Raw genomic sequence first — 11,996 nt, 5'->3', positions numbered from 1 at the left:
CCCCCGCGCCGCACCCGACGCAGACCGCACATCGCCATGAACCACAGGAGGGCGCCGAGCCATGTTTTCGCGCCGTGAATTCGCGCACGCCATCGCCGCCGCCGGCGCGCTGATCGGCCCCCTCTCGGGGCGCGGGCTGGCCCAGGGCCTCTCGGGGATGACCGAGGAGGCGCTGATCGGCGGCCCCGCCGGCGGGAACGTCTCGCTGATACACGTCACCGACATGCACGCGCAGCTCATGCCGGTGTGGTTCCGCGAGCCGTCGATCAACCTCGGCGTCGGCGCCGCAGCCGGCCAGCCCCCGCATGTGACCGGCGAGGACTTCCTGCGGCTCTACGGGATCGAGCCGCGCAGCCCCATGGCCTATGCGCTCAGCTCCGCCGACTTCGCCGCGCTCGCCCGCGACTACGGGCGCATGGGCGGGATGGACCGCATCGCGACCGTCGTGAAGCGCCTGCGCGCCGAGCGGCCCGACGCGATCCTGCTCGACGGCGGCGACACCTGGCAGGGCAGCCTCACCGCGCTGCGCACGAACGGGCAGGACATGGTGGACGCCATGAACCTGCTCGGCGTGGACGCGATGACGTCGCACTGGGAGTTCACGCTCGGCATCGACCGCGTCACCGAGATCGTTGACGCGCTGCCGTTCCCGTTCCTCGGCGCCAACATCTACGACGCCGAGTGGGACGAGCCGGCCTACGAGCCCTACAAGCTGTTCGAGCGCGGCGGCGTGCAGGTCGCGGTCATCGGCCAGGCCTTCCCCTACCTGCCCATCGCCAACCCGCGCTGGATGTTCCCCAACCTCTCCTTCGGCGTGCGCGAGGAGCGCATGGCGGAGGTGGTCGAGGAGGTCCGCGCCGAGGGCGCCTCGGTCGTCGTGCTGCTCAGCCACAACGGCTTCGACGTCGACCGCAAGCTCGCCTCGCGCGTGCCGGGCATCGACGTGATCCTGTGCGGCCATACCCATGACGCCCTCCCCGAGCCGCTGATGGTCGGCGACACGGCGCTGATCGCCTCGGGCTCCAACGGCAAGTTCCTCAGCCGGGTGGACATCGACGCCGACGCCTCGGGCGTGAAGGCGCTGCGCCACCGGCTCATCCCGATCTTCGCCGACGTGATCGCGCCAGACCCGGAGATGGCGGCGCTCGTCGCCGGCCACCGCGCGCCCTTCGCGGCGGAGCTTTCCGAGGTGCTGGGCGAGACCGAGGCGCTGCTCTACCGCCGCGGCAACTTCAACGGCACCTTCGACGACCTGATCCTGCAGGCGCTGATGACCGAGCGCGACGCCGAGATCGCGCTCAGCCCCGGCTTCCGCTGGGGCCCCTCGCTGCTGCCCGGCGACAGGATCACCAAGGAAGACCTCTACAACGCCACTGCGATGAGCTACCCGGCCGCCTACCGCTCCGAGATGACCGGCGAGACGCTGCACGTCATCCTCGAGGACGTCGCCGACAACCTGTTCAACCCCGACCCCTACTACCAGCAGGGCGGCGACATGGTGCGGGTGGGCGGCATGGGCTACCGCATCGACGTCTCCGCGCCGATGGGCTCGCGCATCACCGACATGACGCATCTGGCGAGCGGCGAGCCGATCGACCCGGCGCGCAGCTACACGGTCGCGGGCTGGGCCTCGGTCAACGAGGGGACCGACGGCCCGCCGATCTGGGACGTGGTGGAGGCGCACATCCGCAGCGTCGGCAGCGTGACGCTTCAGGAAAACGACAGCGTGAAGGTGACGGGCGCCTGAGACGCGCCCGGCTCGACACGCAGCAAGGAGGCATGGACATGACCGATGACGCGCACACCTCGCGCCGGGCGTTTCTCAGAGGGGCCGGCGGCGTCGCCCTCGGGAGCGCGGCGCTCGCGGCCGGCGCCGCCCGGGCCGACGACCCCCTCATCACCGATCTCGACGCGCAGCCCTGGACGCAGTTCCTCGGCGACCCGGTGGACGCCATGCCCTACGGCATGCCCTCCGAGCACGAGGCCCATGTGGTGCGGCGCACCGTCTCCTGGCTGACCGCCGACGCCACCAGCTCGATCAACTTCACGCCGCTGCACGAGCTGGAGGGCATCATCACCCCCAACGGCCTGTGCTTCGAGCGCCACCATGGCGGCGCCGCCCACATTGCGCCGGGCGACTGGCGGCTGATGGTCAACGGCCTTGTCGGGCGCCAGAGCGTGTTCACGCTGGCCGACATCATGCGCTTCCCGCGCGTGACGCGGACGCATTTCCTGGAATGCGCGGCGAACTCGGGCATGGAGTGGCGCGGCGCCCAGCTCAACGGCTGCCAGTACACCCACGGCATGATCCACAACGTCATGTACACGGGCGTGCCGCTGCGGCTGGTGCTGGAGGAGGCGGGGCTGAAGGGCGCCGCCGCCTGGGTGCTGGCCGAGGGCGCGGACGCGGCGGGGATGACGCGCTCGATCCCGCTCGACAAGTGCCTCGACGACTGCCTCATCGCCACGCACATGAACGGCGAGCGCCTGCGGCCTGAGCAGGGCTACCCTGCCCGCCTCGTCGTGCCCGGCTGGGAAGGCAACATGTGGGTGAAGTGGCTGCGCCGTATCGAGGTCGGCGACCACCCCTGGCACCACCGCGAGGAGACCTCGAAATACACCGACCTGCTGGCCGACGGCACGGCGCGGCGCTTCACCTGGGAGATGGACGTGAAGTCCGTCATCACCTCGCCCAGCCCGCAGGCGCCCATCACCCACGGGCGCGGCCCGACGGTGATATCGGGCGTCGCTTGGTCGGGCCGGGGCCGCGTCGCCGAGGTCCACGTCACCACCGACGGCGGCGTGAACTGGACGAAGGCGCGCATCGAGGGGCCGTCGCTCGACAAGTCGATGCACCGCTTCAACCACGAGTTCGACTGGGACGGCGCGCCGCTGCTGCTCCAGTCTCGCGCCATCGACACGGCGGGCTACGTCCAGCCCACCAAGGACGCCCTGCGCGCGGTGCGCGGCGTCAACTCGATCTACCACAACAACGCGATCCAGACCTGGGCCGTGGACAGCGACGGGAGGGCGGAGAATGTCGAGATTTCCTGAGATGCGCAGACTTGCGCTGGGCGCGGCGGCGCTGCTGGCGGCGGCGCCCGCGCTCGCCGGCGGGCTGGGCCTCGGCCGCGAGGCGACGCACGCCGAGGTTGCGGCCTGGGACATCGACATCCGGCCCGACGGGCTCGGCCTGCCCGAGGGGTCGGGCAGCGTTTCCGACGGCGAGCAGGTGTTCTCCGAACAGTGCGCGATGTGCCATGGCGACTTCGGCGAGGGCGTCGACCGCTGGCCGGTGCTCGCCGGCGGCCAGGGCACCCTGACCCATGACCGCCCGGTGAAGACGATCGGCAGCTACTGGCCCTACCTCTCCACCGTTTACGACTACATCCGCCGCGCCATGCCCTTCGGTTACGCACAGTCCCTCAGCAATGACGACGTCTATGCGATCACTGCCTATCTTCTCTACATGAACGACGTGGTGACGGATGATGAGTTCGTGCTCAGCAACGAGAACTTTGCGGAAGTTCGGATGCCGAACGAAGCGAATTTCTTTGACGACCCGCGTCCCGATACGCCAATCTTCGTGAAGGCCGAGCCCTGCATGACCGACTGCAAGGCGGAGGCCGTGATCACGAAGCGCGCCGTCATTCTGGACGTGACGCCCGATGGCGAAGACGATAGCGGCATTACGGTCGACTGAGGCCGCCGACGAAACAGCCGGGGGAGGCGCGCAGCGGATGCTGAGATACGGGGTTCTCGCGCTTTCCCTCGCACTGCCCGCCGCCGCCCCTGCGCCCGCCGCGGACCCCGAGCGCGGCGCCGCGCTCTTCAGCGAGTGCTCGGGCTGCCACATGGTCGGAGACGGGGCGCGCCACCGCGTCGGGCCGCACCTGAACGGCGTCTTCGGCCGTCGGGCGGCCGGGCTCGACGGCTACACCTACTCGAAGGACATGATCCGCGCCGGCGCGGACGGGCTGGAATGGACGCCCGAGACGCTCGACGCCTACATCGCCAACCCGCGCGCGCTCGTCACCCGCACCCGCATGAGCTACCGCGGCATGAAGGACCCCGCCGAACGGGCGGATCTCCTCGCCTTCCTGCGCGGCTACAGCGCCAGCCCGCGCGACATTCCCGAAGCGCCGCCCACCGCCGAGCCGACCCTGCCCGCCGCGCTGGCCGGCGTCGCGGGCGACCGCGACTACGGCGAGTATCTGGCGAGCGAGTGCGTCACCTGCCATCAGGCCGACGGCTCCGACGCCGGCATTCCCTCGATCGTCGGCTGGCCGGAGGAGGACTTCAAGGCGGCGCTCCACGGCTATCGCGCGAAGCTCCGCGCCAATCAGGCGATGCAGCTGATCGCCGCGACGCTGGGCGACGAGGAGATCGCGTCGCTCGCGACATTCTTCGCGACGCATGCGCAACAGCCCGCCGCGCCGTGACCGGATGACGCGGCGCGCAGGATGAAAAGCGGGGCATGATTCCCGCCAACGATCAGAATGGGGAGAGAAACGCATGCAGACCCGGAGGAGTTTTCTCGGCGCGACCGCGGCCGGAGCCGCCGCTCTGGCGGCGCCGGCGGCGATCGGGCAGGCGCGGCCGCGGCTCGTCGTGATCGGCGGCGGCGCGGGCGGGGCGACCATGGCCCGCTATGTCGCCAGGGACGCCGGCGGCGCGGTCGACGTCGTGCTGATCGAGCCGACGCGGACCTACTACACCTGCTTCTTCTCCAATCTCTACCTCGGCGGGTTTCGCGACTACGACAGCCTCGGCCACGGCTATGGCGGGCTCGCCACGGGCGGCGTCAACGTCGTCCATGACACCGCCGCCGGCGTCGACCGGGACGCGCGCACCGTGCGCCTCGCCAGCGGCCCCGACATCGCCTACGACGCGCTCGCCGTGGCGCCGGGCATCGATTTCCGCTGGGACAGCCTCCCCGGCTACGGCGTCGAGCACCAGAACGCGATGCCGCACGCCTGGAAGGGCGGCAGCCAGACCCAGCTCCTGAAGGCCCAGCTCGAGGCGATGCGGCCAGGCGGCGTGTTCGTGATGATCGCGCCCCCGAACCCCTACCGCTGCCCGCCCGGCCCCTACGAGCGCGTCTCGATGGCCGCCCACCTGCTGACGCAGATCAATCCGACCGCCAAGATCATCGTGCTCGACACCAAGAAGAGCTTCTCCAAGCAGGCGCTGTTCTCGGAGGGCTGGGCGCAGCACTATCCGGGCATGGTCGACTGGCTGCCGCCCTCGATCACCGAAGGCGTCCAGCGCATCGACGTCGCCGCCATGACCGTGGAGACCGGCTTCGACAGCTTCAAGGCGGACGTCGCCAACGTCATTCCGGCCCAGAAGGCCGGCCGCATCGCCGAGGCTGCGGGCCTGACCGACGACAGCGGCTTCTGCCCGATCGTCCCCGCCACAATGCAGAGCGCGCTCGATGAGAACGTCCATGTGCTTGGCGACGCCGCGATCGCCGGCGACATGCCGAAGTCCGGCTTCTCGGCCAACAGCCAGGCCAAGGCGGCGGCGATGGCGGTGCGCGCGAGGCTGACCGGCTCGAGGGTCTTCCCGCCGCGCTATTCGAACACCTGCTGGTCGCTGATCGCCACGGACGACGGCGTGAAGGTCGGCGCCCGCTATGAGGCGACCGGGGAGAAGATCGCCTCGGTCGACAGTTTCATCAGCCAGACCGGCGAGGACGCCGCGCTGCGCAAGCAGACCTATGAGGAGAGCCTGGGATGGTATGCTGGCATCACCGCCGACATGTTCGGCTGACTGCGGCGGCGGCCGCGGCCCTGGCGGCGAGCTTCTGCGGGGGGCTGGCCGGGGCCGCCGCCGCGGAGACCGGCGTCTCCTATGAGACCGACGCCGCCTTTGACGACGTCGCCTTCGCCGTCGAGCAGGCGATCGTCGGCCGCGGCCTTGTCGTCGACCATGTGAGCCATGTCGGCGAGATGCTGGAGCGCACGCGCGCCGATGTCGGCTCGGACGTGAAGCTGTTCGAGGCCGCCGACGTCTATGTGTTCTGCTCCGCGGTGGTGTCGCGGCAGGTCATGGAGGCCGACCCGGCCAACATCGCCCATTGCCCCTATGGCGTCTATGTCGCGTCGGCGGGGCCGGACGGGCCGACGACGGTGGGCTACCGGACCTATCCCGAGGGGCCGATGCAGATTGTGCAGTCGCTGCTCGACGAGATCGCGCGGGAGGCTGCGGGGCTCGACTGAACCGGGCGACCCGCCCCGCGCGCGCTTTCGGGGCCAGCGCTGCCGGCGGCCGGGCCGCGCGGCGGCTATTCGAACATGTCGATGAAGCGTCGGACGCGCGCGGCGAAATCGCTCGTCGGCCCCTCGCGCAGATAGCTCGCCGCGAGCGAGGCGAGGCGGTCGCCGTCCGCCGCCAGCGCCTCGACCTGCGCCCAGCGGCCCCAGTCCTCGGCCAGCGACCAGCCGGGCTCGTCGATGCGGCAGTCTGGCAGGCGCCAGTGGAAGGTCGGTCGCGCGCTGTTCTTCTCGTCGGGAAGCGCGTCGCGAACCCGCGCGGCGTCGATGTGCGCAAACAGCGGCAGCAGGTCGAGCTCCATGTCGCGGCTGGGGTTCAGCGTCATGTGGTCGTCCATGAAGCGTGACAGGTGCGGCCGGTAGTCCTGCGCCAGGATGTGGCGCTTGTATGCCTCGGGAAACGGCAGGATGTAGCTCTGCATCCGGCGGATCAGCGCGATGCGCGCGTCGCGGCGCAGGCTGAAGTCCATCAGGCAGTAGGCCTGCATGATCGGCAGGATGTGGTCCACCGTCAGCCGCGCGGCCTCGACGTTGAAGTGCGTCCCGAAGCCCGAGAACGCCGAATGGCGCGTGCCCAGCGCGCCGGCCCGCGCCAGCCGGTCGATCACCGGCGCGAGGTCGCCCAGCCGGTCGTGCGGGATCGGCGGGCAGACGACCTCCACCGGAAAGACGCTCGACAGCACCGCGCCGGCGACGCTGCTCACCCCGCGCGCGAGCGTCCGCCGGATCTCCGGGTCGAGGTCGGCGGCGTGCTCGGCGACATAGTCGGGGTCCGCCCAGCGGGTGTCGAGCTCCACCACGAACCTGCCCTGCGCGGCGTGGACATGGGCGCGCTGGTGGTGGACCTGCTCGATTTCGCCGTCCAGCGCATCGGCGACCGCGCGGCTCGCCGCCGCGACGTCCAGCCCGCTGAACTCGATCTCGACGCCGACGCCGCGCGTCTCGCCCTTGGCGTTCTCGGGTGGGCTGAGCGCGGCGATCGCCTCAGTCATCCAGCCCCAGCAGCGCGAGCGCCTTGCGGCGGATGAAGAAGACCGCCGCCGCCAGCAGCGCGAGCACGACGATGTTGAACCAGGGGATCAGCGTCTGGTCCGGCCCTTCCGCGGGGGAGAGCGACACGGCGTTCGGGAAGGTCGAGAGCCAGGTGATGCGCCAGCCGTAATGCGTCACGATCGTCCAGCGCGGCTCGGTCTCGGTGGAGATGCGGTTGTCGGCCTCGGCCGCGAGGTTGGCGGTGTCGAACTTGAAATAGGGCGGCCAGCCCCAGTCGGTGTCCTCGTTGCGGTACACCATCGGCGCGCCGTCAGCGGTCGCGGCCTTGATGAAGCGGATGTCGCGCGTGCGCGAGACCTCCTGCCCCGCCTGGTTGCTCACCTCCGCGTCGCTCCGCGCAACCTCGGTGCCGAGGATGCGCACGATGTCGCGCGAAGGCAGGCTCCAGTGCAGGAACGCCGCCACGACGAGAGCGACGAGCGCGAGCGCCGTCCATTTCACATAAGCCATTCCGGACCCTCCGATGATCGAACCCTTCATAGGCGATACCGTTCCCCGGCGCACCGCCTACGATGCGCCATGCGGCGGGCTGCGGCGTCAGATCCGCCGCGCGATCAGCGGCATGCCGCCCTCGGGGCGCAGCGTCAGGATCATCCGGGGCCTCGGCGCGAAGCCCTCGGGCGGCGCGAAGTCGAGCCGGGCCAGGACCGAGGCGAGGATGATCGCGGCCTCCATCAGCGCGAAGTTCATCCCGATGCAGACGCGGGGGCCGGCGCCGAAGGGCAGCCACGCGCAGCGGTGGCGGGCGGCGACAGCCTCGGGCGCGAAGCGCTCGGGGTCGAAGGCGTCGGGGTTCTCCCACAGCAGACGGTGGCGGTGCAGCGCATAGACCGGGATCATCACCGTCTCCCCCGGCGCGATCGGACCGCCGCCATGCTCCACGTCCATCGGGTCGGGCGCCTTGGCGGTGCGGGCGAGGAAGCCGGCGGGCGGATAGAGGCGCAGCGCCTCGGCGATCACGCGCCGCGTGTAGGGCAGCCCCGGCAGATCTTCGGCCACCGCCGCTTCGCCGGAAAGCGCCCCCTGCGCCTCCGTGCGCGCCCGCGCCTGCGCCTCGGGATGCAGCGCCAGCAGATAGAGCGCCCAGGTCAGCGCCAGCGCGGTGGTCTCGTGCCCCGCCACGATGAAGGCGAGCAGGTTGTTGCGCAGCTCCACCGGAGAGAGCGCCCGGCCGCTTTCGGGGTCGCGCGCCTCGATCAGCATGTCGAGCAGGTCGGGGTCCTCGGCGGGCCGCCCCGCGCGGCGCGCCAGACGCTCGGCGATCACCCCGTCCACCATGGCGTCGAGCCGGCGCGCGCCGCCGGTCAGCAGCCGCGCGGGACGGGGGATCCACTCCGGCGCGCCGAGGATGTCGAGCAGCGAGACCCGCGCCACCGTCTCGATGAAGCGCGTCACGCCCTGCGCCACGGCCGCGCGGTCCAGCCGCTCGCGGCCCGAAAGCGCGACGTCGTTGATGACGTCGAAGGTCGCCACGACCATCTCGTGATAGACGTCTACCGGGCCGTCGGGCGCGGCGGCCGCGATGCGCCGCGCGGTCGCGCCGGCGCTGTCGGTCATGGCGCGGCTGAGCGAGAGGAGCATGCGGTGCTGGAACACGGGGGCGATGGCGCGATGCTGCCAGCGCCATTCCTCCCAGGGCGCGGTGAACAGGCTTTCGCCCTTCGTGGGGCGCAGCAGCCGCAGCGTCACGTCCGAGCGCGGCATGGCGCGCGCCTTCGCCTTCAGCACATGCTCGATGGCCGGCGGATGCAGGAGCATCCGCCCCGGCCTGCCTCCGCCGCCCTTCACGACCGGTTCGCGGTAGGCTGGCTCGGGAACGATCTCCAGGATGTTGCGCCGCGCGGCGCGGAAGGCGCCCCAAAGCCCCAGCGGCCGCGGTGGCGGCGTGATCGTCACGGGCAGGGGCGGCCGCGTCGCATCGATGGCCATTGCCGGGGTCTCCGTCTCGCCGCCCTGGGCAAGGTAGCAGCGAAGCCCGGTCGCGCAACGCCTCAGCCCGCCCCGCACGGGGCGCGCGCGTGAGGCGGCTGAGGCGGCGCGTCCTGCGGCTGGCGCTCTGGGTTGCGGCCCTGACGCTCGGCTGGGCCGCGCTCTACGCCGTGGCCCCGCCGCCGACCACGCTGCTGATCGAGATGGAGCGGGCGCGGCTGGGCGCCGTATCGCGCGAGTGGCGCGCGCTGGAGGCGATCTCGCCACATCTGCCCCGCGCCGTGATCGCGGCCGAGGATGCGCGGTTCTGCGCCCATTGGGGCTTCGACCTGGAGGCGATCCGCGCGGCGCTGGCGGACGCGCAGGAAGGCGGCAGGATGCGCGGCGCCTCCACCATCACCCAGCAGACCGCCAAGAACGCGTTTCTCTGGCCGGCGTCCGACCGGCGCTGGATCGACTGGGGCCGCAAGGCGCTGGAGGCCGGCTTCACCCCGCTCATCGAGCTTCTGTGGGGCAAGCGCCGCATCATGGAGGTGTATCTAAACGTCGCCGAGTTCGGCCCCGGCGTGTTCGGCGCGGAGGCCGCGGCGCGGCGCTGGTTCGGCAAGGGCGCCGCCGACCTCACACGCGCCGAGGCCGCGCGCCTCGCCGCCATTCTGCCCAGCCCGCGCACGCGCAACCCCGCCCGGCCTTCGGAGTTCGTCGCCCGACGCGCCCGGCAGGTGGCAGGCGGCGCCGAGACGGTCAGGGCCGAGGGTCTGGACCGCTGCACTCTGGGTTCTGTGACCCCCGCTTCTCATCCGGCTGAAGCTGGAGCCCGGCGGTGACTTTGGCCCTGCTGGGCCGACGGAGCAACGGGCGATCGGCGGAGCGTTTCCGCTGCGCGGAGCCGATCGCCCGTTGCGGTGAGCTGGGCGGCGTAGGCCGCCGGGGTGCCGTAGCCGAGCGCGGAATGCGGGCGGCGATGGTTGCAGTCGGCGACCCATCGGGCCGTGGCGGCGCGGGCATGGTCGGGGCTGAAGAACCGCGTCTCGTTGAGAAGCTCATCGCGCATCCTGCCGGCGATCAACTTCCACGCCGTCTGGCTGTACCTGCGCTTCTCGCCCAGCCTGCGGGCTGTCGAGGAGATGCTGCTCGCGCGCGGCGTCGAGGTGTCCTACGAGACGCTGCGGCGGTGGATCATCAAGTTCGGGTTCGTGATCGCGCGCGGCCTTCGACGCCGGCAGGATCGCCCAGGCCTGGTCTGGCATCTCGACGAAGTCCACGTCGCGATCCGCGGCCGGCGCTTCTGGCTCTGGCGCGCCGTCGACGAGAATGGCGTCGTGCTTGAGGAAATCCTGCAGTCGCGGCGCGATCGCAAAGCCGCCAAGCGGCTGGTCCGAAAACGTCTGAAGGCCGCCTGCGCGGCGCTGAAGCGCATCGTCGCCGATAGGCTGGGCTCCTACGCGGCCGCCAAGCGCGAGATCGCGCCCCCCAAGTTCGACAACAAATTTGCTAAGCGATTGAAATTGCGAACCCGCGTTTGGCCTTTTTGCCACAACCGCTGATCGTCAGGCTGGCTTGGGAAGGCTCATGGCGTCGAAGAGGTCGAGCTGCTCCGGGGTTGTCTTGCTGGTGCCGTTGAAGGTGCGTTCGCCGATATGGGCGGTGTGCTTCTGGATGCGGGCGAGCATGTCGAGGGCGGCGCGGGGGCTGGCGCTGTGGCCCTTCGCCTTCAAGCGCATGCGCATGACGCGGTAGAGCGTGAGGGCCAAGAAGCAGATCAGCGCATGGGCGCGGATGCGGTCGGGCAGCCGGTGGTGGACCGGAGCGATCTCGATGTCGGTTTTCAGGACGCGGAAGCCGCGCTCGATATCGGCCAGCGCCTTGTAGCGGGCGACGGCGTCGGCAGGCGTCAGATCCGGGGCGTTGGTCAGCAATGCGAGCTTGCCGTCGAAGAGTTCGGCCTCAGTGAGGGCGTCGGCGTCCACCGACCAGCTGAAGCGGTCTGCGGTGAAGTCGGCCTTGAGGAAGCGGGTGAGTTCGGCATCAGTGACGGCGCGGGTGAAGCGGCTGTAGGCGCCGCGGTCCGACGCCCGGCGGCCGCGGGCGGCCTTGGCTTCCGTCGCGCGCGCCGCGTCCTGCGCGTCGAGTTTCGTGACCATCGTCTCGGCCATGGCCTCGAGCTCGGCGATGCGGGCGCGGCGACGGTCGCCCTGCTCGGCGGCGCGCAGGGGGTCGTGCGCGACGATCAGGCGATGGCCGGCGAAGGCGGCCTCGGCCAGCCCAGCCCCCGGACCGTCCGCGTCGAAGGCGATGTCGCGGAAGGTCTCGACCAGCTCGCCATAGCGCCGGGCGGGGACGGCGAGGATGAACTCCAGCCTGCGCCCGCCCTGGTCGGCGAGCGCGGTCAACGCGCCGATGTTGTCGAGGCTGAGCAGGCCGCGGTCGGCGACCAGGATCACGCGCTGGACCGGGAAGCGCTGCAGCACGGTGGAGAGCATCGCCTGCAGGGTCTTCGTCTCGGCGACGTTTCCGGGGTGAACCGTGTGCATCAGCGGCAGGCCCTCGGCGGTCTGCACCACGCCGAGCACGAACTGCCGCGCGACGCCGCCCAGCTCCTTGTTCATGCCGTAGGCGCGGATGTCGTCCTCGACAGCCGCCTCGCCGTGGATGCGCACGGTGGTCAGGTCGTAGAACACCACCGCCAGATCGCGGTCGACGAGCGGGCGGATCTGCTTTGCGAGCTCCATCTCG

Annotated in this window: 11 protein-coding genes and 2 pseudogenes; 8 read left to right on the top strand and 5 right to left on the bottom strand. The window is 71.0% G+C overall.

Annotation, left to right across the window (positions count from 1 at the left end; all coding sequences use genetic code 11):
- Positions 1-61: 61 nt before the first annotated feature.
- The 6 genes from soxB to BLW43_RS14500 all read left to right on the top strand — a co-directional run bounded on the left by soxB (position 62) and on the right by BLW43_RS14500 (position 6,224).
- Complete coding sequence (gene soxB / locus BLW43_RS14525) at positions 62-1,747, top strand: thiosulfohydrolase SoxB (protein WP_093254549.1); 1,686 nt, start codon at positions 62-64, stop codon at positions 1,745-1,747.
- Positions 1,748-1,785: 38 nt separating this feature from the next.
- Positions 1,786-3,054, top strand: a complete 1,269-nt coding sequence (soxC, locus tag BLW43_RS14520; RefSeq protein ID WP_093254727.1) for a sulfite dehydrogenase — start codon at positions 1,786-1,788, stop codon at positions 3,052-3,054.
- Positions 3,038-3,703 carry a c-type cytochrome gene (locus tag BLW43_RS14515; protein WP_093254548.1) on the top strand — a complete coding sequence of 222 codons (666 nt, stop codon included), beginning with the start codon at positions 3,038-3,040 and terminating at the stop codon, positions 3,701-3,703. Before soxC ends, BLW43_RS14515 begins: the two co-directional genes overlap by 17 nt.
- A gap of 37 nt (positions 3,704-3,740) precedes the next feature.
- Positions 3,741-4,442 carry a c-type cytochrome gene (locus tag BLW43_RS14510; RefSeq protein ID WP_093254546.1) on the top strand — a complete coding sequence of 234 codons (702 nt, stop codon included), beginning with the start codon at positions 3,741-3,743 and terminating at the stop codon, positions 4,440-4,442.
- 73 nt (positions 4,443-4,515) lie between these two features.
- On the top strand, positions 4,516-5,775 hold the full coding sequence (locus BLW43_RS14505; RefSeq protein WP_093254545.1) for an NAD(P)/FAD-dependent oxidoreductase: 1,260 nt from the start codon (positions 4,516-4,518) through the stop codon (positions 5,773-5,775).
- Positions 5,739-6,224: a DUF302 domain-containing protein gene (locus BLW43_RS14500; protein WP_139284074.1), complete on the top strand. Its 486-nt coding sequence runs from the start codon at positions 5,739-5,741 to the stop codon at positions 6,222-6,224. The genes BLW43_RS14505 and BLW43_RS14500 overlap by 37 nt, the downstream gene beginning before the upstream one ends.
- Positions 6,225-6,289: 65 nt before the next feature.
- On the opposite strand, the gene BLW43_RS14495 is transcribed toward BLW43_RS14500, so the two are convergent.
- The 3 genes from BLW43_RS14495 to BLW43_RS14485 form a co-directional block, all read right to left on the bottom strand.
- Positions 6,290-7,270, bottom strand: coding sequence for an amidoligase family protein (locus BLW43_RS14495; RefSeq protein ID WP_093254543.1), 981 nt, complete (start codon positions 7,268-7,270; stop codon positions 6,290-6,292).
- Entirely contained in the window at positions 7,263-7,781 is a 519-nt protein-coding gene (locus BLW43_RS14490) for a DUF1523 family protein (RefSeq protein WP_175478928.1), read from the bottom strand. Before BLW43_RS14490 ends, BLW43_RS14495 begins: the two co-directional genes overlap by 8 nt.
- Positions 7,782-7,868: 87 nt before the next feature.
- Positions 7,869-9,260 carry a cytochrome P450 gene (locus BLW43_RS14485; protein WP_093254540.1) on the bottom strand — a complete coding sequence of 464 codons (1,392 nt, stop codon included), beginning with the start codon at positions 9,258-9,260 and terminating at the stop codon, positions 7,869-7,871.
- Between the two features lie 89 nt (positions 9,261-9,349).
- Here BLW43_RS14485 and mtgA point away from each other — a divergent pair, with 89 nt between their 5' ends.
- On the top strand, positions 9,350-10,087 hold the full coding sequence (mtgA, locus tag BLW43_RS14480) for a monofunctional biosynthetic peptidoglycan transglycosylase (RefSeq protein WP_245731058.1): 738 nt from the start codon (positions 9,350-9,352) through the stop codon (positions 10,085-10,087).
- 80 nt (positions 10,088-10,167) lie between these two features.
- Here the strand turns inward: mtgA and BLW43_RS23975 are convergent.
- Positions 10,168-10,320 (bottom strand): annotated as a pseudogene (locus BLW43_RS23975) (integrase core domain-containing protein); the annotation flags it as partial.
- On the opposite strand from BLW43_RS23975, the pseudogene BLW43_RS14470 reads away from it, so the two are divergent.
- Positions 10,277-10,732 (top strand): annotated as a pseudogene (locus BLW43_RS14470) (IS6 family transposase); the annotation flags it as partial. The pseudogenes BLW43_RS23975 and BLW43_RS14470 overlap by 44 nt on opposite strands.
- 78 nt (positions 10,733-10,810) lie before the next feature.
- On the opposite strand, the gene BLW43_RS14465 reads toward BLW43_RS14470, so the two are convergent.
- The coding region (locus BLW43_RS14465) for an IS1634 family transposase (RefSeq protein WP_139284072.1) at positions 10,811-11,996 on the bottom strand (1,186 nt) is incomplete at its 5' end.

This window comes from Rubrimonas cliftonensis, assembly GCF_900107585.1.
Lineage (GTDB): Bacteria > Pseudomonadota > Alphaproteobacteria > Rhodobacterales > Rhodobacteraceae > Rubrimonas > Rubrimonas cliftonensis.
This window is presented reverse-complemented; position numbering and strand designations above follow the sequence as displayed.